The 22,585-nt window shown below is 61.3% G+C and carries 18 protein-coding genes; 4 read left to right on the forward strand and 14 right to left on the reverse strand.

Going from position 1 to position 22,585, the window contains the following annotated elements; genetic code table 11:
• Positions 1 to 15: 15 nt before the first annotated feature.
• On the reverse strand, positions 16 to 4,644 hold the full coding sequence (locus HWX48_RS07845) for an HtaA domain-containing protein (protein ID WP_175956364.1): 4,629 nt from the start codon (positions 4,642 to 4,644) through the stop codon (positions 16 to 18).
• Between the two features lie 274 nt (positions 4,645 to 4,918).
• On the opposite strand from HWX48_RS07845, the gene ispF reads away from it, so the two are divergent.
• The gene (gene ispF / locus HWX48_RS07850) at positions 4,919 to 5,419 is read left to right on the forward strand and encodes a 2-C-methyl-D-erythritol 2,4-cyclodiphosphate synthase (RefSeq protein WP_175956366.1); all 501 of its coding nucleotides are present in this window, start codon (positions 4,919 to 4,921) and stop codon (positions 5,417 to 5,419) included.
• 190 nt (positions 5,420 to 5,609) lie between these two features.
• Here the strand turns inward: ispF and HWX48_RS07855 are convergent, their stop codons facing one another.
• The 9 genes from HWX48_RS07855 to HWX48_RS07890 all read right to left on the reverse strand — a co-directional run bounded on the left by HWX48_RS07855 (position 5,610) and on the right by HWX48_RS07890 (position 14,802).
• Positions 5,610 to 7,031 carry an MFS transporter gene (locus HWX48_RS07855; protein WP_175956368.1) on the reverse strand — a complete coding sequence of 474 codons (1,422 nt, stop codon included), beginning with the start codon at positions 7,029 to 7,031 and terminating at the stop codon, positions 5,610 to 5,612.
• Positions 7,032 to 7,166: 135 nt separating this feature from the next.
• Positions 7,167 to 7,691: a 2-C-methyl-D-erythritol 4-phosphate cytidylyltransferase gene (locus tag HWX48_RS07860; protein ID WP_254873020.1), complete on the reverse strand. Its 525-nt coding sequence runs from the start codon at positions 7,689 to 7,691 to the stop codon at positions 7,167 to 7,169.
• A complete protein-coding gene (locus tag HWX48_RS11255; RefSeq protein WP_368483989.1) occupies positions 7,589 to 7,867 on the reverse strand; it encodes a hypothetical protein in 279 nt (92 codons plus the stop codon). The genes HWX48_RS07860 and HWX48_RS11255 overlap by 103 nt, the downstream gene beginning before the upstream one ends.
• Positions 7,868 to 7,971: 104 nt before the next feature.
• Positions 7,972 to 8,568: a CarD family transcriptional regulator gene (locus HWX48_RS07865; RefSeq protein ID WP_175956370.1), complete on the reverse strand. Its 597-nt coding sequence runs from the start codon at positions 8,566 to 8,568 to the stop codon at positions 7,972 to 7,974.
• 133 nt (positions 8,569 to 8,701) lie between these two features.
• On the reverse strand, positions 8,702 to 9,388 hold the full coding sequence (locus HWX48_RS07870; protein ID WP_175956372.1) for a response regulator transcription factor: 687 nt from the start codon (positions 9,386 to 9,388) through the stop codon (positions 8,702 to 8,704).
• Positions 9,385 to 10,545: a cell wall metabolism sensor histidine kinase WalK gene (locus HWX48_RS07875; protein ID WP_217701610.1), complete on the reverse strand. Its 1,161-nt coding sequence runs from the start codon at positions 10,543 to 10,545 to the stop codon at positions 9,385 to 9,387. The genes HWX48_RS07870 and HWX48_RS07875 overlap by 4 nt, the downstream gene beginning before the upstream one ends.
• 200 nt (positions 10,546 to 10,745) lie before the next feature.
• Positions 10,746 to 11,483 (reverse strand): phosphoglyceromutase, encoded by a 738-nt coding sequence (locus HWX48_RS07880; protein WP_124872261.1) that lies wholly within the window; start codon positions 11,481 to 11,483, stop codon positions 10,746 to 10,748.
• Positions 11,484 to 11,606: 123 nt separating this feature from the next.
• Positions 11,607 to 14,144: a hypothetical protein gene (locus HWX48_RS07885; protein WP_175956374.1), complete on the reverse strand. Its 2,538-nt coding sequence runs from the start codon at positions 14,142 to 14,144 to the stop codon at positions 11,607 to 11,609.
• A gap of 316 nt (positions 14,145 to 14,460) precedes the next feature.
• Complete coding sequence (locus tag HWX48_RS07890) at positions 14,461 to 14,802, reverse strand: Lsr2 family protein (protein WP_175956376.1); 342 nt, start codon at positions 14,800 to 14,802, stop codon at positions 14,461 to 14,463.
• Between the two features lie 249 nt (positions 14,803 to 15,051).
• On the opposite strand from HWX48_RS07890, the gene HWX48_RS07895 reads away from it, so the two are divergent.
• Complete coding sequence (locus HWX48_RS07895; protein WP_175956378.1) at positions 15,052 to 15,498, forward strand: N-acetyltransferase; 447 nt, start codon at positions 15,052 to 15,054, stop codon at positions 15,496 to 15,498.
• 171 nt (positions 15,499 to 15,669) lie between these two features.
• Here the strand turns inward: HWX48_RS07895 and HWX48_RS07900 are convergent, their stop codons facing one another.
• Entirely contained in the window at positions 15,670 to 16,353 is a 684-nt protein-coding gene (locus HWX48_RS07900; protein ID WP_368483990.1) for a class C sortase, read from the reverse strand.
• A gap of 151 nt (positions 16,354 to 16,504) precedes the next feature.
• Between HWX48_RS07900 and HWX48_RS07905 the strand changes: the two genes are divergently transcribed.
• Positions 16,505 to 17,815 (forward strand): ISL3 family transposase, encoded by a 1,311-nt coding sequence (locus tag HWX48_RS07905; protein WP_175956382.1) that lies wholly within the window; start codon positions 16,505 to 16,507, stop codon positions 17,813 to 17,815.
• 176 nt (positions 17,816 to 17,991) lie between these two features.
• Here HWX48_RS07905 and HWX48_RS07910 read toward each other — a convergent pair whose 3' ends face one another.
• A complete protein-coding gene (locus HWX48_RS07910) occupies positions 17,992 to 18,846 on the reverse strand; it encodes an aldo/keto reductase (RefSeq protein WP_175956384.1) in 855 nt (284 codons plus the stop codon).
• A gap of 59 nt (positions 18,847 to 18,905) precedes the next feature.
• Between HWX48_RS07910 and HWX48_RS07915 the strand changes: the two genes are divergently transcribed.
• A complete protein-coding gene (locus HWX48_RS07915; protein ID WP_175956386.1) occupies positions 18,906 to 20,207 on the forward strand; it encodes a M18 family aminopeptidase in 1,302 nt (433 codons plus the stop codon).
• A 740-nt stretch (positions 20,208 to 20,947) separates the two neighbouring features.
• Here the strand turns inward: HWX48_RS07915 and HWX48_RS07920 are convergent.
• Both HWX48_RS07920 and HWX48_RS11140 read right to left on the reverse strand, forming a co-directional pair.
• Positions 20,948 to 21,406, reverse strand: a complete 459-nt coding sequence (locus tag HWX48_RS07920; RefSeq protein WP_175956388.1) for a PIN domain-containing protein — start codon at positions 21,404 to 21,406, stop codon at positions 20,948 to 20,950.
• A gap of 147 nt (positions 21,407 to 21,553) precedes the next feature.
• Positions 21,554 to 22,015, reverse strand: coding sequence for a helix-turn-helix domain-containing protein (locus HWX48_RS11140; protein ID WP_217701611.1), 462 nt, complete (start codon positions 22,013 to 22,015; stop codon positions 21,554 to 21,556).
• Positions 22,016 to 22,585: the final 570 nt, after the last annotated feature.

Consider the following 22,585-nt stretch of genomic DNA (forward strand, 5'->3'; position numbering starts at 1 on the left):
CGCGGCACAGGTCAGTCAGGCGCGCTGGCGGGCGCGAGCACCGAGTGCTGCGGCGCCCAGAGCCAGGGCGATGAGTGACATCCAGACGAGGGCCTGAGCTTCCGAACCGGTGGAGGCCAGGCCGCCGGGGCCTGCGATGCCGCCGAAGGCGTCGTACTCGATGAGTTCGCCGGTTTCGGGGTCGCAAGCGGTGGCGGGAGCCAGGCTCACCGAGGAGGACATGGCGTCGAGGCTGGTGCCAGCTTGGTAGAAGCCAGCGAAGGCCTTCGCGCCGGTTCCGGTGAGGGTCACCGATGCTCCGTCGAAGCTCAGGGCGTTGTCGGACACGCTCACGCCGTTGAAGCTGAGCGATGCGAGGGCAACGCGACCAAGGTTGAACTTGTTGCCCGAGGTGTCCGAGCCGGAGACGGTCATGTACAGGGTGCCGCTATTGCCTTCGATCTGGACAGCGGGGTTGCTCATGGTGAGGTCCAGGATGCCGTTGTGGCCGTAGAACTGGACGGTACCGCTGTAGTAGATCGTTCCGGTGCGGGTGTTGGTGTTGTACAGGCCGCCTGAGACCGGGAAGTTGAAGGTGGAGCCGTCCCAGTTGACGCCGTTGAGGTTCCATCCGCCCTTGGCGATGGAGCCGCGAACGTAGGTTGTGAAGGAGCTACGGACGCCCCAGGAGAGGCTGCCGGAGGTGATGCGCTTACGGTTGGGGTCGACGGCGCATTCCTTCTTCTGCTTCTTCTCGGTCTTGTTCTCTACCTTCGGGGTGCCTGGGTTCTTCTTCTGGTCCTCCGAGGGCTTGTCTTGGGTTGAGTCATCGCCACCCTTGGGGGGTGCCACGGGGGCGCCTGCGGTGATGACGATCGGGTCGAAGTCGCTCGAGCCGGCCTTGTAGAAGCCACCGAAGGCGTCGGCACCTTCCTTCGTCAGCGTGAGCTGAGCGAAGGTGATGGTGGCCTCGGCGCCACTGCCCGCCACAACGGGATCGGACAGGGTTGCCAGGACAACGCGACGCAGGGCAGGCTTCGTCTTTCCTTCGAGGGCCTTCTTCAGGCCTTCGGCGTTCCCCAGCAGGGCCATGTCCTTGGGGTCGTAGGGAAGGGAGGCGACGTCTGCGACCAGGGTCCAACCGTCGGCGCCACGAAGGATCTCCGGGTTGGCGATGGTGATGTCGAGCAGACCGTGGTGGCCTACGAAGTGGACCTTACCTGCGAAGCGGGAACCCTCGTACTTGGCGAGGTCTACGCCAGCGTCCTTGACGCTGGGGAAGGTGAATTCGCCGGTGGCACCCTCTGAGAGGGTCCAGGAACCCTGGGCCAGGCCCTTGAGGTAGCTGCGGAATTGCTTGCGCACACCCCAGTTGAGGTTGGGGGCGGTGAGCTGCGGGGCCGGGGTGGTGCCGGGCTGGTCAGTACCAGGCTGGTCAGTACCAGGCTGGTCCGTGCCAGGCTCGTCCGTGCCAGGCTCGTCCGTGCCAGGCTGGTCCGTGCCAGGCTGGTCCGTGCTGGGCTTGTCAGCAGCGCGCACAACCATGGTGATCGGGTCAAGCGCACGGTTGCCAGCCTTGTAGAAACCACCAAAGGCTGCTGCACCTTCGTCGGTAAGAACAACCGAGGAGAAGGAGACCGTTGCTCCGCCACCGCCGTGCTTGACATCCATACCATCAAGGTCGGCCAGGTGGACCCTCTTCAGTGTCGGAACCTCAGAGGAAGCAGCGGCAAAGAAAGACGAGCCAGGACGAGCACCCGGGAAGGTGAAGGGGCGAGAGGCCACGTCAGCCATGAGCTTCCATGCTTGGCCCTCACGCACGATTGCTGGGTTAGCGATGGTGAGGTCGAGCAGACCCCCATGACCGGTGAAGCGAACCTTGCCTTTGAATGCAGCGCCCATGAAGTTCCTGTGCGCAAGAGCTTCGTCGTCAGCCAGGGGGAAGACAAAACGGCCAGTGGCACCTTCAGAGACCTCCACCGTGCCGTGAGCGATGGGGCCGGTGACATAGTCAAGGAAGCTCTTACGGATGCCCCAGTGCAGATCGGCAGTCATTGCCTTGGGGCGAGGATCAGCCGGGGTGTCCGTGCCGGGCTTGGTACCACCGGGGGTGCTATCACCAGGCTGAGTTTCACCTGGGGTGGTGCCACCGGGAACCTCTCTGTCAGGAGTCTGGTCCTTGGGGTCTGGGGCGGGTGCGGCCTTCTCGGTCACGACGATGCTCAGAGGATCCATTCCACGATTACCACCACGGTAGAAACCACCGAACGCAGTATCGCCTTCCTCCGTCAGGGTGACGGTGGAGAAGTTGTAGGTCGAGGTTGCACCGCGCTCCATGCTGAAGCCGTCCAGGGTTGCCAGGGTAACGCGCTTTGAGGGCGGCGGCGGGGTGTCGGCACCAACCTCGGGAGCGGTGAAGAGATCCTTGGGCACAGGACGCGAGGCGACGTCAGCAACCAGCTTCCATGCACCCTTTTCGTTAATCACCGTCGGGTTCGCGATGGACAGATCAAGGTTGCCCTTGTGTGCGATGAAACGAACACCGCCCTTGAAGTCGATTTTGCTCATGTTTTCACGGGAGATGGTGGCGCCGTCAGCCAGCGGGAAGACAAAGCTGTCCTTCGCACCGTCACTCAGGATCCACTTGCCCTTTGCCAGGTTGGGGTTGGTGAGGTAGGAAATGAACGATTGACGAACGCCCCAACGTAGCTCTGCGGTGTAGCTCTTAGGCGCAGGCTGTTCAGTGGCCGGAGGAGTCTGACCGCCGGACTGCCCATCCGGCGTTTGTACGTTTGGATCTTCGGTCTTGGGCGCCTCGTTCTGCTGTGCGGCGGCCTCGTCCTCATCGGCCTTACGGTCGGCGGCGAGGGCCTCGTCGAGAGTACGCGGGTTCGTGGCTGCGGCTTCCTGGCCAGTTTCAGGCTTGCCCTTGACGCGCCATCCGTACTCTTGCAGCACGTCCCAGTTGGTGAAGCGATTGCCCTTGGCTTCCAGTGCGCTAATGCGCAGTTCGTTGCCATTGGCGCCGAAGGCCTTCCACTTGGTGAAGGCAGTGGCATCGGGGATGAAGTTGTTCTTCAGGTCAACACGCTGCAGGTTAGGCAGGTTGTTGAATGCGCTGACGTCGCTGATGCGGTTGTCGGCCAGGTTGAGGGTTCGCATGTACAGGGCGGCCTTGAGGGGCTCAACGTCCTGTATACGGTTGGTGTTCAGGCTCAGCGTGCGCAGGTTCTCCGACCCCAGCGGCAGGCGTGAGATATCAGAGATGCGGTTGTTGTCGGCCTTGAAATTGGCCAGCTCGGTCAGCGCAGTGAGGTCAGGCAGGGCCGAGATCTTATTGCCGGAAATGTCGATCTTGCGCAAAGCGGTCATGCCAGACAGTACGGACACGTCGCGGATCTCATTGTTGGGCACATCAACGGAGTGAAGCTTGGGCAGGGCGGCCAGGGGCGACAGGTCCGTGATCTTGTTGAAGCCAAAGCGGACGCTGGTAAGGGTCTTTGCCCCTTCAAGACCCTTCAGGGACTGCATCTTGGTCTCGTCGCTGTTGTTGGCACTGATGCACTGGAGTGACTGCACGCTCTGGATGTACTTGTTGGTGATCGGCGTGTGAGGCTTGAGGTCCTGGTCGGTGCGGATGCACTCAGCCAGACGCGGGTCCACATCAACGTCAATAATGGGTTCGTTGGGGTCCAGAATGGGCTTGTTGCCGGGGTTTTGGTAGCTCTCGGGGAAGAGGTTCCACAGCACAGGCTTAGGGGTGTCTGCCTCGACGCCCTTGAGGGCGATCGTCATCACGAAGGGGGAGCCGATGGCGTCCTTGTAGAAGCCCACCAGATCATCGGACATGTCCAGAACGCGGGGCTTGAGGGAGTGGATAAGGATGTAGTTATCCTTGCGCTCCACCTTGAGGTCATCCATCTGCAGCAGAGGCACCTGGTCAAAGGTCTTGGCAGGCTTGCCCGAGAGGGTGCCAGCGGTCGAACCAGAGAGGATGAGCTGCTTCTTGGCGAAGTCAATGGTGGGGTTGGAGAGGCTGACGTTGAGGACGCCTTCGTACTTGCGCCAGTTCACCTCACCCTGGAGACGCAGGGTGGTGAGCTTGTTGAGGTCAATGCTCTGTCCGGGAACGGGGTTCCACAGCAGGCTGCCGCCCTCGTTGAGGATGCCGACATTGCTGCGGGTTTCGTTCTCGATGCCAACGTATTCACGGAATGAGCGCATGAAGTCCCAGTTGGCGTAGCCGGTTTCGATGGCGAACTGGGTGTTCTGCTCGGCAGTGGCCGCTTCGTTGCGTTCACTTTCAGGGGTTTCGGAGGGTGCTGCATTTCCTTGGGCACTGTCGGCCGGCTGGCCTGTGCCTTCGGAGGTTTCAGCGGGGGCGCTGCCGCCTTCTGCGGCGCCTTGCGCATCGGCTGTGGGTGCGCTGGGTTCTGAAGCCTCGCCGCCTTGGGCTTGCTCACCTTGGGGGGCCTCGGACGAGGTTCCCGCCGGCGAGCTTTCGCTGGAGGTGGGGGTTTCGCTGGTTGCGGCGACGCTCTCTGTGGCGCCCGTTTCGGGCAGAGTGTCACTGGCTATTGCAGCGTTACCTGGAAGGATGCTTGCTGTAGCAAGAAGGGCTGTCACCACGGTGGAGACAAGCGCTCGCTTTGTTACAGGTCTCATGGTTGTGCAGTTCTCCTGAATACGAGATAGGCGCGCCAATATTCCATTGGCCTCATTCACCTTAATTAGGTACACCTAATACGCCAAACAAGATGACAGGGCGACATTTAAATTCTCATGCCCTAATTAACGCGTACTGCAATGTTGCAATGCACACTTTTTGTCTATTACGCCCCGACTGCGACCTCACGACAGCACTTAGTAAACACGACAGAGAACAGACCTTCACGATCGACGAAGAACAGATCTTCACCATCGGATCTAAAGTAGAGGCATGTCACACACTCCCCTCCCCTTCCGCATTGGCAACGCCCTTGACATTCACGCCTTCGCCTCCGAAGTCTCAGACACTAAGCCCCTCATGGTTGCCTGCCTCGAATGGCCTGGCGAAACCCCACTTCTAGGCCACTCCGACGGCGATGTTGCCGCCCACGCTGCATGCGACGCACTCCTGGGTGCAGCGGGGCTTGGCGACATGGGTACCGTCTTTGGCACTGATCGCCCCGAGTGGTCGGGAGCCTCTGGCGAGGCCTTCCTGCGCGAAGTGATGCGCATGCTCAACGAAGCCGGGTGGAAAGTTGGGAATATTCACGTGCAAGTTATTGGCAATCGGCCTCGCATGAAGGCTCGCCTACCCGAAGCCGAGGAACGCTTGAGCGCCCTCGTTGACGCCCCAGTCAGCGTTTCAGCAACAACCACCGACGGCCTCGGTTTCACCGGCCGAGGCGAAGGCCTCGCGGCCCAAGCGACAGCCCTCATCGTCCGCGCAGACTAACTCAGGCCATCCCACCCCTCGCTTCAGCCGCGCATGGTGATCCGCCCTCGTCCCTACACCTCAGTTACGTGACACTTGTTGCGTTTTGTGACGGGTACACCTGTCACGCTATGCAACAACTGTCACAAAAGTACCAAGGCGCCCCCGCCCTCCGCCCCACCCCAGCAGAGGCGAGGAGGAAAGCCCCGCCTCAGCCTTCGTAGATATTGATATGCGCGTCGTCCTCACGGATGGGTATAAGGAGCAGCAGGCCCACTGCCAGGATCAACACGATGCCAACAATGCCCCAGTGGGTCGCGGCAGCACCCTCACCCACAATGCGCGAGCCAATCCACACAGAAATGCCATACATAGCGGGAGCAAGGAAGGACACGGCGCGGCCGGTCGTGGCGTACAGGCCAAAGACTTCACCTTCGCGGCCTTCGGGGATGATACGCGCCAGGAAGGAACGCGAGGCAGACTGCACGGGGCCCACAAAGACGCACAGGATCAGGCCCAGCACCCAGAAGGCGATCTTGCCGTAATCAGCCATGAAGAACACACCCATACCGGCCAGGATCATCAGGAAGAGCGAGGCTTCAATGACGCGCTTGGGGCCGAAACGGTCATCCAGCGCACCGAAGGAGATCGTGGCAATACCGGCAACAATATTGGCAGCGACACCAAACATCAGCACCTCAGACTGGGCAAACCCGAAGGCAGAAGCGGCCAGGATCGCACCAAAGGTAAACACGCCAGCCAGGCCGTCGCGGAAGACTGCCGAGGCAATGAGGAACTTCAGGGTGTGGGGCGCCTCGGTGGCGAGGTTCTTCACCGTCTGGAAGAGGCGGCGGTAGGACTCGAGCATCGACTCGGGAGCCTCGGGCGCGCGCGTGCGCTTGGGCTTGGGCGGGCGGATGACAACGGGCAGGGCGAAGATGCCAAACCATGCGGCAGCAATCAGCATGGACACGCGGATATCAAGGTTGTTTTCACCGGTCACACCAAAGAGGCCAACCTCGGGCTTAATGAATCCGAAGAAGAGGACCAGCAGCAGTACGATGCCACCCACGTAGCCAGCACCCCAGCCCAGGCCGGAGACGCGACCCATATTCTTCTTGTCAGCCAGGTGGTTGAGCATGGCGTTGTAGTTCACGGAAGCGAACTCGAAGAAGATATTGCCAAGGCCCAGCAGGGCGATACCCAGCCACAGGGCGCCAATGGGTCCCAGAGGGCTATCGGGGTAGACGAAGTACATGACGCCCATGCAGGCGACGACGGCGTAGGTGAAGATACCAACCAGAAGGCCGCCTCGCCCGGCGCGGTCAGCGCGCTGGCCGGTCACGGGAGCAAGCAGGGCGATGACGAGGCCGGCGATGGTCAGACCCCAGGAGAGGTACTGGTGGGCGTCGGTTTCGTTGGTGAAGAGTCCGTCGGTGGTGAGGTAGACGGAGAAGATGAAGGTGGTGGCGACGGCGTTGAATGCTGCTGATCCCCAGTCCCATGCGGCCCATTCAAGGATGGGGCGGGTGAAGAGTTTTGCCTTCTGTGGTGCGTCAGTCTGCGGGGTCTGCGCCGATGGTGTGGTGGCGCTGGCCTGTGCAGCATTGTGCGCAGCTTCGGGCTGGGACATGGTGCCTCCATGGTGCGTGGGCTGAGCCCTGGGGTGACGGCCGGGACGGTCCGCCAATGGAACGGTAGCACGATGAGGCCAACGAATTGGACTCCCTTGCCTGTGTGTGGACGGAGCGAGGGGGCGAGGCGGGTTTTAGTCCTGTTCGCGTCGGCGGCTCAGCACTTTCATCGTCGCTTCGATGAAGATGAGGTCTTTGCTGGTGGTGATCTTCATGGCCATGCCGTCCCCGTCTACAACGTGGACGCGCCCTCCCATAGCTTCGACGAGGCTGGCGTCGTCGGTGGCGGCGGTCCCCTCGTGTGCGGCACGCTCGCGTCCGGCCTCATGGGCGGCTTGGAGGGTCGCCCAGCGGAACCCTTGGGGGGTTTGCACGGAGACGAGGGCGGAGCGGTCAGGGGTGGCGACGACGTAGCGGCTCTCGAGCGCCCTTTCAGAGGCGGATTCTTCGGAAAGTTCCTCTTCAGAAGCCACTTGCTTGACGGTGTCAGTCACGGCAAGGGCGGGGATGACGGCCTCGCAGCCGCGCTCAACGGCGTCAATGACGCGGCGGATCATCACTGCGGGGGTGAGGCAGCGGGCGGCGTCATGGACGAGGACGACGCTGGCGTCTTCCAGCGTGAGGCCGTGGCGTTGAGCGAGGGCGGGTAGGGCTGCCATGCCCGCAGCGACGGATGCTTGGCGGGAGGCTCCCGGCGACGACCTCGACAGGCGTGTCGGGGTGGCCGGGAAGGGGGGAGGAGGGCGGCGAATTCGTCGACGCGGTCGGCGGGGGCGGTGACAACAATGCCGGTCACACCCGCTTCGGCCAGACCTTGTGCGGCGCGCACGAGCATGGGGACTCCCCCGACGGGCACGAGGGCCTTGGGAGTGTGGTGCCTAGGCGAGTGCCCGAACCTGCGGCTGTGAGGACAGCGAAGGCTGACACGGGACTGTCAGCTCAGGCGGTTTCGACAGCGCCGGTTTCGGCGGCATCCACGTCGTCGGTGTTGACAGCGTCAACGGCGTCGGCCTCGTTTTGCGGGGCTTCGTCGGCGTTGGGGTCAACGGTGTAGCCTTCGGCGAGGACGGCGTCGAGGCGCTCGGCAGCGGCAGCCTTGGAGATATTGCGGGCCAGGGCCAGTTCGGAGGTGAGGATCTGGCGCGCCTTGACGAGCATGCGCTTTTCGCCGGTGGAGAGCTTCTTCGAATCGTCACGGCGGGTGAGGTCGCGCACGACCTCAGCGACCTTGACGATGTCTCCGGTGGCGATCTTTTCCTGGTTGGCCTTGAAGCGGCGCGACCAGTTGGTGGGCTCTTCAATGTAGGGAGCACGAAGGACGGAGAGCACGTGGTCGAGGCCGTCTTCATCAACGACGTCACGCACGCCCACGAGGTCCACGTTTTCGGCGGGAACCTGGATGACAAGGTCGCCCTGGTTCACGCGAAGCTTGAGGTAGGTCTTCTCTTCCCCGCGGATAGTGCGGATAGAGATGTCTTCGATTGTTGCGGCCCCGTGGTGGGGGTAAACAACCGTCTGACCAATTTCGAACGACATAGGATCGCGCTCCCTGGGACTCGACACGGCAGATTCCATTCTACCATCACCGGCTCAAAGGCCCAGGGAGGAGTAGCCCACAATGCAAAGCCCAGGCAAAGCCTTCGTCGGTGAATAATCCAGAACTCACCCTTTACAGCGCAACGAGCTTGTAGCCCACACCTCGTAAAGTCACCAGACGCTGCGGCGCCGAAGGATCCTGCTCAATCTTGGAACGCAGGCGCTTGACGTGCACATCCAAGGTCTTCGTATCGTGAAAGTCCTCCGTCCCCCACACCCTTTCCATCAGCTGCGATCGAGTGAGCACCCGCCCAGCGTTGCGCGCCAAACACGCCAGGAGCTCAAACTCACGCAGGGGCATGGACACGACCTGCCCATCAACGCGCACCTCATGACGATCCACCGACAGACGCAAGCCCCCCACTTCCAGTACTTCGTCGACGTCCTCGGCCGACGAGGGTTCGCGCCGACGCAGGACCGCTCGCACGCGAGCAAGGAGTTCCCGGTAGGAGTAGGGCTTTGTCATGTAGTCATCCGCCCCGTTTTCCAGGCCCACAATCCGGTCGGCAACGTCATCCTTCGCGGTCACCATAATGATGGGGGTGTCGTGGTGGCGGCGAATCGCAGCGCAGATGTCCATGCCGGAAACGCCGGGCAGCATGAGGTCAAGCAAGATGAGATCGAAGCGGCCGGTCATGGCCTGGGCGAGGCCCGTTTCCCCGTCTGCAGCTTCAGTGACGCTGTAGCCGTCGCGCTGGAGGGCGAAGGCCAGGGCCTCACGGTAGGTGTCTTCATCTTCGACAATGAGGATCGAGGTCACGAGAGTTCTTGTCCTTCCCGGTCGGCGACGGGCAGTGTCATGGTGAAGATTGAACCCGCTCCTTCCTCGGAGTGCACGCTGACAGTGCCGCCGTGGTCGGCGACGATGTGTTTGACAATGGACAGCCCCAGCCCAGTGCCCCCTGTTGCCCGCGAGCGCGCAGGATCCACCCTGTAGAAGCGTTCAAAGACACGTTCTTGGGCGTCGGCGGGGATGCCGATGCCGGTGTCGGCCACGTGGATGCGCACCCACTCTTCGTCGCGCTCACAGGTGACGCTCACGACCCCTCCGGCGTGCGAGTAGCGCACGGCATTGTCAAGGAGGTTATGGACGGCGGTAATGAGCAGGTCCTCATTGCCCCACACCTGCAGCGGAGGAATACGTGTGGTGTCGGGACTATTGAGGGTGATGTCGTGTTGTTCGGCGCGGGTTTCTTGGCGTTGGATCGCGGCAGTGATAACCGCCCTACAGTCGGTGATGTGCGGTTCGTAGGGCGCTTCAGGGCTTTGGAGGCGCGAGAGGTCGATGATGTCTTGGACGAGGTTTCCCAAGCGGCGGGCTTCGCGGGTCAGGCGCGTGGCGAAGCGGGCGATGGCCTCGTGGTCGTGGGGGTTGGCGGCGATGGTTTCGGCCAGGAGGCTGATCGCGCCGACGGGGGTTTTGAGTTCGTGGGAGACGTTAGCGGTGAATTCGCGGCGGGCGGCGGCGTCGCGGCGGTGCTGGGTGCGGTCCTCAGCGATGATGAGGACCCTGCCGGCGGGCAGGGAGGCTGCGTGGACTTGGAAGTCGAGCATAGCCTCGTCGTCCATGCCCGAGCGCGGAAGCTCAATGTCGCGGGAGATGAGGCTTCCGGCGCGGCGGGCACGGCGGGCGAGGCTGATGAGTTCAGGGTGGGTGATTTCGCGGCCGTGAATGATTCCTTTGGCGTGGGCGTGGGCGTCGGCGCGGACAACCTCGTCGTCTTCGTCGAGGATGATCGTAATGCCGGGGATGGCGTGCAGGACGGCGGAGAGGTCAGCGGAGAGGCCGTCTGCGGTGGCGGGGAGGGCGGAGCTGTGGGCGTGTTCTCGTTCGGAAATGCGGAAGGCTGCCACGCCAACAGCGCCGACGAGGACGCCAAGGGAGGCCACCATAATGAGGATGAGCACGTCTGGCACGCCTCCACCATAACTGGCATTTCTGTTGAGGGAAGGCCTGTATCCCACATTCTGTCGATCTTTGTCGAGGCCGAGCCGAGGCTGCGAAGGGGGCGAGTGTGGTTATGGCGCCAAAAGCAGAGGGGCTGGTGGGAGCGTTGCGCTCCTACCAGCCCCTGGGTGCTGTGTCAGGTATCTATTGATACGTGATGTTTAGCTTGTCACTTGCCCTGGTTGGCAACTGCGGCGATCTTGGCCTCTGCCTCGGGATCGAGGTAGGTGCCGCCCTTCTTGACGGGCTCAAGGGTTTCTTCGTCGAGCTCGTAGACCAGCGGAATACCGGTGGGAATGTTGAGCTCAGCGATGTCCTCGTCAGAGATGCCATCAAGGTGCTTGACGATGGCGCGCAGGGAGTTGCCGTGCGCGGCGATCATCACGGTCTTGCCGGACTTGATGGTGGGGACGATTTCCTCTTCCCAGTAGGGCAGAAGGCGCTCAAGAACGTCCTTGAGGCATTCGGTCATGGGGATGGGTTCGCCAGCGTAGCGGGGGTCAGCGTCCTGAGAGAATTCGGAGCCAGCCTCGATGACGGGCGGGGGAACGTCGTAGGAACGACGCCAGAGCATGAACTGCTCATCACCGTATTCGTCGCGGATTTCCTTCTTGTTCTTGCCCTGCAGAGCGCCGTAGTGACGCTCGTTGAGACGCCAGTTGCGCACGACGGGGATCCAGTGACGGTCGGCAGCATCAAGAGCCAGGTTGGCGGTCATGATGGCGCGACGCAGCATCGAGGTGAAAAGGATGTCGGGCAGGACGCCGTGTTCCTTAAGGAACTCGCCGCCGCGAACAGCCTCGGCGCGACCCTTGTCAGACAGGGGCACGTCAACCCAGCCGGTGAACAGATTCTTTGCATTCCATTCGCTCTCGCCGTGGCGGAGCAACACGAGTGTGTAGGTCATGGTTCCTATTCTTCCATTCATGGCCCGCCCCTGTCACGGCCAAAGGGCCTGACTTGGCGTGGCATTGACACGAGGGGCCGACAGAACGTGCTGTCAGCCCCTCACATCAGTGGCAGTGTGCGATCAGCGCGCGCTGCGACGGCGGCTCGCAGTGACGAGGGTGCCCGCACCGATCATGGCGCTCAGCAGGGCGACACCGGTGAGGTCAGTGGCGCCGGTCTTGGCCAGGCCCTTCTGGGCGCTCTGCTGCGCACCCTTCCGGGCATCCTTCTGGGCGTCCTTCTCAGCAGCGGGAGCGTCAGCTTTGGGGGCGCCCGGCTGGCCCTGACTCTTCGGCGGAACCGGGCAACGTTCCAGCTTCATCGCGTCAGCCAGTTCAGCCTCGGCACGTGCCAGCTCCTGGGCAGCAGCCTGCTGAGCGTCGCGGGCCATATTGCGCAGGGACTGGAAGGTGTACAGGCGAGTCTTGCCCGCATCAGATTGAGCCAGCCCTCGACGAATCGGGGCAATCTGCGCTTCAAGCGCAGCCAGACGAGGATCAGCCAGAGGCTCGGTCACGCCCTCACCCACTGCCAGCTTGTCCAGCGGCTCAAAAGCAGCGTCAGCCTTGGCCTTCTTGTCTGCCTTGTCCGCGAGGGCAGCCTTGGCGGTGGCCACTGCCTGGGTTGCGTCAGCAACCTTGAGCTGCTCGGCGGCCAGTGCCACCTCAGCGGCAACCATGTCCTGGGCGGTCTGGGCATGACCGGCGGCGCGAGCTTCCTGCGCCCGAGTATTGCGGGCGGTGGCCTCGTCCTTGGCGGTGCGGGCAGCTTCGGCTTCACCGGCGGCGGTGACCTTGAGGGCGGCCTTCTCCGCGCGGGTTTCCGTGGCGCGCGTGTGAGCGGCGGTCCAATGGGTGACCTGCTCTTCCTTCGCCGTGAGCTCGGCCTGCTGGGTGGCGGCCGTGCGGGTGGCCTCGTCGACGGCGCGCTGGGCGTCGTCCTCGGCCTTCTGGTACTGCTCATCGAGGTTGCCAGCGAAGTCGGCGCCGTAGCCGTCCTTGATGGCCTTAGCGGCGTCGAGGGCGGCCTGCTTGTCCTGCTTAGCCTGCTCCTTCGCGGGGCGCTGGGCGACGAGGTCGGCGTGCGTGGCGACGGCTTGGGTGCGCAGCGTTTCCTTTTCTTCGACGGCGCGACGCAGGTCTTCGAGGGTGGGCTGCTCCTGGGCGAGGCGGTCACGCTCGGCGGTCAGGCTCTGTCCGAGGGTCTGCGGACGTGCGGTTTCGTTGTCGCCAAGCTGAGTCTGGCGGGTGGCTTCGTGCTCGGCGACCTGCTTGTCCTGTGTGGCGGTGTCGAATTCGCCTTGCTTGGTGTCACGCTCAGCGGTCTTGGCCTGGATCTGGCCGGTGACGCCCTCCCATTCGGTCTGCTTCTGTGCGCGGGCAGTCCGCTTTTCTTCGAGTTGCTGCTGGTCGGGGGCGGGTTGGCCCATGAGCTGGCGGATGTCCGCATCGAGGGCGGAGATCTCTCCATCCAGAACGCCCTTTTGAGTGTTGAGGTTCTGGATTTCCTGCTCAAGGCCGGTGATGGCCTGTTCGGCAGCGTTGATTTGGCCGGTCAGCTCGGCTACGCGGCGGCGGGCCTCGGTGGCGGCCTGGCGGGCGTTGGCCACGACGTCTTGCGCGGTGGCGATTTCCTGTTCGAGTTCGCTGATGCGGGTCAGACTGGTCTGGGAGGCTTCGAGGACGGGCTTGAGGTCGGCTTCAGCCTTTTCCTTGTCCTGCGTGGCGGTGGTGACCTCGTTATTGGCGGTTTCGATGCGGCCGTCGAGCTCGGTCAGCTCCCGGCTGGCGGTGTCGAAGGCGGTCTGAGCTTCCTGGATCTTGTGCTCGATGCCGGCCTTGCCGCCGCGGCCCTTGAGGGTGGCGTTGCTGGCCTTCTTTTCGGCGAGGGTGGCCTGAGCCTGGGTGAGGGTCTGGCGTGCCGCTTCGAGGTTTTGATTGGCCTCGTCGCGGGCAGTGGTGGCGGCGGCGAGTTGACGCTGAGCGGATTGGACGCCGATTTCAGCGAGGGCAACTTCCTCGGTTGCGCGGGTGAGCGCCTGTTCCTTGTCGGTAAGGGTGCGCTGAGCGTTGGTGAGGGCCTGGGCGGCGGCGGCAGCTTCGGTGCTGAGCGCGTCGGTGCCTGCCTCGTTGGCGGCCTTCTGCTGGCGCAGTTGGGTGATTTCCTCGGTGAGGCTTTGGATGCGGGCCTGCAGGGCGGTGAGTGCGCCTTCTGCCTGGCCGAGGAGCATTTGTGCTTGTGCGTGCTCGGCATCAGCTTGCTGCTTGGTGGTGAGGGCTTCGCGGTGAGCATTGGTGAGGATCGTGACGATTCGGGTGAGAATCTGCTGACGTTCAGCGTCGAGGCCGTCGCTGATGCCCTGCTGCTTTTTGAGGTTCTTTTCGGCCTCGTCGAGCGCGTTGCGCTGGAGGAGGGCTTCGGCCTTGGCGCGCTCGACCGCCTGGTTGAGGCGTTGTTCGATCTGCTCGGAGCGGCAGGTGAGGGCGGGGCTGGTGGCTGCGGGGGCAGTGGTTGCCGGCGCGTTGGTTGCGGGAGCGGCTGCTGCCGAGGGGATGACGAGGGCGGCGATCGCGAGGGCGCTGAGTGTGGCGGCGGAGATTCGTGCAGGATGCTGAGTCATGGGATTCTCACTTGTGTTACTGAACGGGACATTCGTTCAATGACCGTAGTCCGATGCTCAGAAGAGACACAAACCGCAGTTGAGAAGCCTCTCCTTAGGCTCACCTACTGAAAACTGCTGAAATTACACGGAAAACTTTCAGGATCTTGCTCGACAACCCCTCCAAAGTGAAGCATCTTTGTGACGAAGTAGATACACACCTGTCTTCAGGCCGAACACCCACCCCAGGCCAAAAAGTCCCAAGCGCTCCACCCGTGACAAAACGTTGTAGCCCCAGGCCAGAAGGCCTGGGGCTACACGTCTTACGCTGGAAAACTCAGCAGGTCGCCGGATTCTCCTGGTAGTAACGCTCAATAATCTCGGTCGAAATGCGACCACGATCAGAAACGGTAATACCCTTGCCACGCGCCCATTCACGAATGGCGGAGGTGTCATGGGCGGAAGTCGAGCGCGAGGAGGAGCGTCGCTGCTGACGGGCAGCCCGACCAGTCACGCGACGCGCGGCGGACATCCACTTTGCAAGTGCTTCATCCATCTCAGCAATATGCTTCTCGCTGAGATCAATCTCGTAGCACACGCCCTTGTAAGCGAATTCCACGGTGTCGACGGCTTCGGTTTGATCAAGATCGTCGATCAAAAGAACCTGTGTCTTTTTCATTTTAAAGTAACCTTCCTGTCTGTTCAACAGAAACGGTGAATCGGCCTTACATATCATAACAGTTAGACGCATTTAGAAATCAAATCGAGAGATACTCAATGCGCACACTTGCAGGAATCCGATAGCAACAATTGCACATCCGCATTGGCTCCCACTTCCGCCCGGGAGGTAGCATGTCAGCAGTTCATTCAACACTACCCTTGAGCTAAACCACCCCACACAACCCTCCACTGACCCGCTAGGACTGGCATGAGCATCGAAATCGCACGCACCGCTAACGCCGAACTTGTCTCCGCCATGGAACGCCTCATCCCCCAGCTTTCGCGCAGTTCAGCACCCCTTGACACCAGCGGCTGCGAGCGCCTTCTTACTCAGCCCGGCGTCACTCTTTTCCTTTTTCGCCCCGACACTCCCAACGGCGACGAAGAGCAACCAATTCTTGGCATGCTGTCATTAGTCACTTTCGAGATTCCCACCGGTATCCGCGCCTGGATTGAGGACGTCGTTGTCGACAATGAAGCTCGCGGACAGGGCGCCGGTCAGGCCCTTGTGGAGGCCGCCATTGCTCACGCCAAAGAACTAGGTGCTCGCACCGTAGACCTCACTTCCCGCCCCTCTCGAGAAGCAGCTAATCGCCTCTACCAGCGTTGTGGTTTTCTTCTGCGTGATACCAACGTTTACCGGTTTAATGGATGACCCAGGTACGCACATCCAGAACTCTTCATTAAAATCCGACACTTCCCCAAAAAATAGGCGCCCAAATTCCCCGTAATTCTCATAGAGACTTTCACAAAGTGTCGGACATTTGCGGTATGCCGATTCTTCGATAGATCCGAAGAATCAGCGCGTCAGCCTCTGATTGAGCGGTCAATTTTTCACGCCACGAACATGCTTGCGGAGGTGCTGAGGAGCCATGCGCACGCCCTCGTCCTGCTGCGCAGCGCCCCCTCCTTGTGCCTGTAGCGAGGCAGCGGATAGACGGTTTTCTCGACACTGTCGGCGATAGAACACCCAGGCATGCAGGGCGTTTGCTGCAGCCAGGAGAATGAAGAAGAGCGCCCAGATCGCCCACCACGGGAAGCGCGGCAGCTGGGATTCATCCTGTGATTGCTCAACATCCTTCACCGGAGTGGGGGTGACTCGTTCACCGGTGACAAGAATACGGTGGGAGTTAATCCCCAAAGGCGTGCAGGTCACCAGTGAGGCAATATCTTTTTCTGCGACCGCACGAAGGCTTTGGTTTTCTTCAGGTTGAACAACTTCCTTTTTGTAGACCCTATAGGTCAGCACCTCCCCAAAGATTTCCACAGTGAAGGTGTGACCCTTTTCCAGCTGATCCAGATCGGTAAACAGTCGCGATTGGGCCAGCCCACGATGAGCGGTCAACACCGTGTGCGTGCCAACTCCCCCCACGGGCAAGGAAGTGCCCTGAAGGTGCCCAACCCCGCGACTGAGCACGGTTTCACTGGTGCCGTGGTAGATAGGCAGGTCAACGTCGATGGAGGGGATGCGGACGCGCCCCATAAGGCCTTCGTAATCTGCATTCAGCAGCTCTTCATACGGCCAGAGATTGTCGGCTCTTCACAGATGAGGGTGTGGGCGTGGGTGTGGTTTGACTGTTGTGGGCGTGGTTGGGGTGGGTAGGGGTCGAGGTCCCCTGATGATGGAAGGCGACTAAAACCCCACTACAGAAGACCCCGACATGGTTGACGTTACCCTCTTGCCTGCTTCTCTTGCTACTTTCCTTGGTCTAGAGCCCTTGGGAGTGGAAACAACCGGCTTGTCCCTGACTGCGGCCAAGGCAGTGGTCTATTGCCGGGTCCTGCCCCAGGAAGGGGAAGGGTTTTGTTCCTCGTGTGGAGGCCAGGGCCAACGCGCCGGTAGCGTGACTCGTAGCCTGGTACACCTGCTCTTGGGACAACGCCCCACCCATCTGACGGTGCGCGTCCCACGCTGGAAGTGCGCTTGGCGCAGGCGAGTGTGGCGCGCTGATCTAGCCCGGTTGGCCAAGAGCCGGGCGAAGTTGACCCATCACGCAGTGCATTGGGCCCTGACCGGGTTAGCGGTTGACCAAATGTCCATCTCCCGCACGGCCAGGATTCTGGGCGCGGCGTGGAACACGGTCAATGACGCGGTCCTAGAGGCCGCAAAGGCCCATCTGTTTACTGATCCGCAACGTTTCGCCGGTGTAGAAGTCATCGGGGTAGACGAACACGCCTGGCGCCACAAACACGGTTCGCGTTTCGTTACCGTCATCATCGACCTGACCGCGGTGCACCAGGGCAAGGGCCCAGCCCGGTTACTGGACATGGTTGCAGGGCGCTCCAAACAGGTCCTGGCTACCTGGCTTGAACAACGCTCCCCTCAGTGGCGTGCGGGAGTCAAGGTAGTAGCAATGGAGGGGTTTAGTGGTTTCAAGACCGCCACCACCAGCCACCTGCCCGGCGCCCAAGCAGTCATGGACCCCTTCGACGTGGTTCAGCTAGCAGGCCAGGCCCTGGAAGAGTGCCGCCGGCGCGTCCAACACGAAACCCTGGGCAGGCGCGGGCGTAGCGGCGATGAACTCTACGCAGCTAGACCCACCCTGCTTACCGGCGCTGACTTGTTAACCCAAAGACAAGACGACAAACTCTGCGCCCTGTTCGCCAACCCGCAACATGCCGCTGTAGAGACCACCTGGATGATCTACCAGCGCGTGGTGGCAAGCTACCGCGACCAAGATCGCCCAAGGGCCAGAGCCACACTCGCAGACCTGATCGACAAGATCTCAAGTGGGGTACCAGCCGGGCTAATCGAGATAAAACGTCTGGCAGCCACGCTCAAACGCCGAGCCAGTGACATCCTGGCCTATTTCGACCATCCCAGGACCAGCAACGGCCCCACCGAAGCAATCAACGGCCACCTAGAACACCTACGCGGCACCGCGCTGGGCTTTCGCAACCTCACCAACTACATCGCCAGAACCCTCCTCCACGCCAGAGGACTCAAACACCACCTACACCCTTATCTGTGAAGAGCCCCTTTAAACACTGACCACTCTCACTAGCAATCACCGTCTTGCCAGGCTCGCGTCGGCTACCCGCACGAACATAACCGCTTCTGGCCTGCGAAAATAACAATTCGACCTCTCTTCGGAACCCAAAGAGAGGCTTGTCACCTTGACAACTCCGTCAAGACCCACACGACCAGCTAAAACTCCTCATAATGAGCCGGATCCTGCCCCTTCATCCGCCCATCAACACGCCCCAAAGCCGTCATCGCCTCCAGCTCAGCCTCACTCAGACGACACTCCACCGCCATCAGATTCTCCCGCTGACGCTCAGCACTCGCCGACTTCGGCAACGGAATACTCCCCCGCTGCACATGCCACGCCAACACCGCCTGCACCGGCGTCACCCCATGCGCACGAGCAACCTCACGGACAACGCCCTCGTCAGTCGACCCATTATTACGACCCAACGGACTCCACGACTGAGTACGCACCCCCAACTCCTCATGCACACGCAAAGCCTCAACCTGCGGAAAATACGGATGCAACTCAATCTGATTCAACGACGGCAACACACCCACCTCATCACGCAGACGCAACAAATGCTCCGGCAAGAAATTCGACACACCCACCGAACGAATCAAACCCTGCTTCTGCAAATCCACCAGCGCCTGGAAAGCCTCCACATACAGGCCCACCCTCGGATTCGGCCAATGAATCAGATACACATCCCAATACTCCAAGCCCGCCCGATACAACGACTCACGCACCGTATCAACCGCCTGATCATACGCATGACGCCTACCCGGCAACTTCGAAGCGAGCACCAACTCCTCACGCCGAACCCCGCAACGACGCTCAGCCTCGCGCACCGCCTGACCCAAAGCGCCCTCATTCTCATAATTAAACGCCGAATCAAGAAAGCGATAACCCTGCTCAATCGCACTCACCATCGCCGCGACACCCGCAACGCCATTCAACCTGTACGTCCCCAGCGCCATCGCCGGAACACTCACGCCATCATTCAAGGTGTACTGCGGGACATTCACACTCATGTGTCGAGCATAACCCCCACCCCAAACTCCCGCCCGATTTTCAGGCATAGGATTGAACCATGACTTTCTCCTTCGACCCCACCACCGCCAACGCCCTCGACTACACCCACTTCCTCAACGACTGCCCCTCCTCCTACCACGCCGCACACGTCGTCGCCGGACGCCTCGTCGACGCCGGTTTCACCATGCAGGACGAAACCCAACCATGGGACGCCACCCCCGGCGGGCACGTCATGATTCGCGAAGGCGCCGCCATCGCCTGGGTCGTACCCCAACAACTGGCGGACACCGCCGCCTTCCGCATCGTCGGAGCACACACCGACTCCCCCACCTTCACCCTCAAACCCAACGCCTCCACACAAACCGCCGACGGATGGAACCAATTCGGCGTCGAAATCTACGGCGGCATGCTCATCAACTCCTGGCTCGACCGCGAGCTCGCCCTCGCCGGACGCGTCATCACCCACGACGGACGCGAACTCCTCGTACGCACCGGGGCGCTCGCCCGCATCCCACAACTCGCCATCCACCTCGACCGCAGCGTCAACAGTGAGGGGCTGAGCCTCAAACGCCAACAGCACATGCACCCCATCTGGGCAGTCGACACCCCAGGGGCTGACATCCTCGACATCATCGCCCGCGACGCCGGGCTCGACTCAGCCGAAGAAATCGCCTCCTACGACATCGTCACCATCCCCCAACAAGGCGCCGGATTCTTCGGAGTCAACGGCGAATTCATCGCCTCAGGACGCCAAGACAACCTCTCCTCCGTACACGCCGGCCTCGTCGCACTCGAAAAGGTCGCCGCTGAAGGGGTGCCCGCCGACGGCGACATCCTCGTCTTCGCCTGCTTCGACCACGAAGAAATCGGATCGAATTCCCGCACCGGCGCTGCGGGTCCCCTGCTCAGCGACGTACTTACTCGCACCGCGCACGCCCTGGGGCGCGACGCCGAAGACCTGGCACGCATGATCGCCGCATCCTTCTGCGTCTCGGCCGACGCCGCACACTCCGTGCACCCCAACTACGCCGAACGCCACGACCCCGACACCCGCCCCATGATGGGACGCGGCCCCGTCGTCAAAATCAACGCCAACCAGTCCTACGCCACCGACGCCACCGGCATCGCCCGATGGAAGCAGGTATGCGCGGCCGCAGGAGTGCCCGTGCAAGAATTCGTGTCCAATAACGACATGCCCTGCGGCTCCACCATCGGCCCCATCACCGCCACCCGCCTAGGCATCCGCACCGTCGATATTGGCGTGCCACTACTGTCCATGCACTCGGCCCGCGAAATGGCCCATGTCGACGACCAATTCGCGCTGACAACCGCGCTGGCAGAGTACTGGGCACAAAGCTGAGGGTTTGCCCGGGGGCGCTGTGGGGGTGTTTCAGCGCCTTGGGTATGGATTAGCGCTGTGGGTTTGGCTCGGCGCCTTCCCTTGGCCTGGTGTCGGTATGCTCCAGCGCTTTCGGTACAGCTCAGCGCCTTCCCGGGGCCTGCTGTCGGTATGCTCCAGCGCTTTCGGTACAGCTCAGCGCCTTCCCTTGGCCTGGTGTCGGTATGCTCCAGCGCTTTCGGTACAGCTCAGTGCCTTCCCGGGGCCTGCTGTCGGTATGCTCCAGCGCCTTCGGTACAGCTCAGTGCCTTCCCGGGGCCTGGTGTCGGTATGCTCCAGCGCTTTCGGTACAGCTCAGTGCCTTTGGTACGCGGCACACCCCGTACCAATGGCGCCCACACGTACCAATAGCAACAAAACCTACCAATACCAGCAGGGACTGCTGGCATTGGTACGCTTCATCGCCTCATGCAGCCGCTGGGACTGGGGGGAGATGTTGGCGCATCGGTATGCCTCAGCGCCTTCCTGAGGAGTGGTATCGGTACACTTCAGCGCCTTGGGTACGGGGCACACCCCGCACCAAAGGTGCTGAAACCTACCAATCGCAACAAGACCGACCCATTGCAGCGAAGCAATCCGACCAGGGTTCGGAGCAAAAGAATGCCACTTTCCAGTCCTTCCAGCGGCAGGAAAGCGGTAACGTCGAAACCATCAAGACCAGTTCGGCCTGCTTCATGCCCTGGGCAGATCGGCATCTTGTATCAGCGGCGTCTTTCGCCATTAACCGACAAAGTCGCAACCACGCGGGCAAAATCTCCCGCGCCTGCGTGCTTCAATCGCTCCGCAAGGGAGTAGTTTCCCTCACGAGAAACGCGATACTCCTCCATTTGGGCATAGACACTCTGAACTATTTCAGGCTGGGATTGCCACACGAGCATCAGAAACTCGTCCGGCGTATAGATCTCATATGGAAGTTCGTCAGGGTCACGACCTGTGCCGATAAAGTCGGCAACATTTGAAGTCAATAAAATGTCGGCGCCACCGGCTACAGCGGCACCGTGGACATGGGCGTCTCCCGGATCAGGCTGCCCTGGTGGGCATTCGTAGTCTCGGATTCTTCCCTCGGGAAAGATCTCCCTCACCTTTTCTACGATGTCCGCAACGTAGCCCCCCGGCACATCAGGATAACGTTTTCTGAAGTTACGAACTGGTCTCAGCAAGAATATCTTCAGTCCACAAGACGTCATAAAGGGGGCCCGTTCCACTGGCTAGCGCCAACAGGAACACCCAGTCTCTCAATGTCCGAGAGTAGAGAACATTCGCGTCAACTAGGACCCTCATTCTCACAGCCTGCCACCCAGTTTCGTCTACCTGAAATCTCCATGTTCGTTAGCGAGATCCATCATCTCAAATACGGCTCGCTGCTGGGCTTCAATTCGTTCGCGACGCAATGCCAGAACATCCTGAGTCGCAAGGCGATGGTGTGTTCCAACCATATGAGCCTTGATTCTTCCGGCTTTGATCATCTTCATCAGGGTGGGACGAGAGACATTCAGCATCTTGGCAGCCGCGCTCGTCGTGAGTTCCTCGGGCATTACCCCAACAGAAAATGCACCCCCCTCACGCACCGCGCGAAGGGCAGCAAGAACAATAGGAACCAACTCACGGGGAAGCTCAACCTCCCGGCCACTCCCGTCATGCAGTCGAAGGCTCACCTCTGGAGTGTTGCCTCGAATGAAGAAACATTCATCGATGTTTCGCGCGAGGATCTGTTCCCTGTCAGTAACGCTAATGCTCTCACTAGGCGCACTCAACAAAGTCGTTGTCACGAAACCCCTCCTTCACTCCCATTACCTGTGTTCAACCATTGTGGGTGGCTGCGCCTTTCCCCTCACCAGCCTAAGTCGTTGCACATATAACTGCAACTGGATGCGCTTGTATCCGAAACCTGCCAGAACTATCGGTGCTGCAAGTAAGAAATGGGGCTGAGGGTAAGGACCAGCACCTCGGGTAGGAGCTGGCGCAGGGGGCAGGTGCTGACGCTGGGGGTAGATGCTGGCGCATCGGTATGCCTCAGTGCCTTCCTGAGGACTGGTATCGGTACGCTTCAGCGCCTTGGGTATGGATTAGCGCTGTGAGTATGGCTCGGCGCCTTCCCGGGGCCTGCTGTAGGTATGCTCCAGCGCTTTCGGTACAGCTCAGCGCCGTTGGTACGGGGTATGCCCCGTACCAACGGCGCTGAAACCTACCAATCGCAACAAGACCGACCCATCGCAGCGAAGCACCCAACAAGGCAAGACCTAAAGAGGGCCGAAAGACGCAATTCCCCCCAGTCAACCACCGACCAGGCAAACAAAAGCACGGCAAACAAGGAATGGACTGAGGGTACAGACCGGCAC

The organism is Schaalia sp. Marseille-Q2122 (assembly GCF_903645355.1).
GTDB lineage: Bacteria > Actinomycetota > Actinomycetes > Actinomycetales > Actinomycetaceae > Pauljensenia.

Coding starts and splice junctions, on each gene's coding strand:
- HWX48_RS07845 (WP_175956364.1), bottom strand. CDS start 4,644: ATGAGACCTGTAACAAAGCGAGCGCTTGTCTCCACCGTGGTGACAGCC.
- ispF (WP_175956366.1), top strand. CDS start 4,919: ATGTCACACACTCCCCTCCCCTTCCGCATTGGCAACGCCCTTGACATT.
- HWX48_RS07855 (WP_175956368.1), bottom strand. CDS start 7,031: ATGTCCCAGCCCGAAGCTGCGCACAATGCTGCACAGGCCAGCGCCACC.
- HWX48_RS07860 (WP_254873020.1), bottom strand. CDS start 7,691: ATGGCAGCCCTACCCGCCCTCGCTCAACGCCACGGCCTCACGCTGGAA.
- HWX48_RS11255 (WP_368483989.1), bottom strand. CDS start 7,867: ATGCTCGTGCGCGCCGCACAAGGTCTGGCCGAAGCGGGTGTGACCGGC.
- HWX48_RS07865 (WP_175956370.1), bottom strand. CDS start 8,568: ATGTCGTTCGAAATTGGTCAGACGGTTGTTTACCCCCACCACGGGGCC.
- HWX48_RS07880 (WP_124872261.1), bottom strand. CDS start 11,483: ATGACCTACACACTCGTGTTGCTCCGCCACGGCGAGAGCGAATGGAAT.
- HWX48_RS07885 (WP_175956374.1), bottom strand. CDS start 14,144: ATGACTCAGCATCCTGCACGAATCTCCGCCGCCACACTCAGCGCCCTC.
- HWX48_RS07890 (WP_175956376.1), bottom strand. CDS start 14,802: ATGAAAAAGACACAGGTTCTTTTGATCGACGATCTTGATCAAACCGAA.
- HWX48_RS07895 (WP_175956378.1), top strand. CDS start 15,052: ATGAGCATCGAAATCGCACGCACCGCTAACGCCGAACTTGTCTCCGCC.
- HWX48_RS07905 (WP_175956382.1), top strand. CDS start 16,505: ATGGTTGACGTTACCCTCTTGCCTGCTTCTCTTGCTACTTTCCTTGGT.
- HWX48_RS07910 (WP_175956384.1), bottom strand. CDS start 18,846: ATGAGTGTGAATGTCCCGCAGTACACCTTGAATGATGGCGTGAGTGTT.
- HWX48_RS07915 (WP_175956386.1), top strand. CDS start 18,906: ATGACTTTCTCCTTCGACCCCACCACCGCCAACGCCCTCGACTACACC.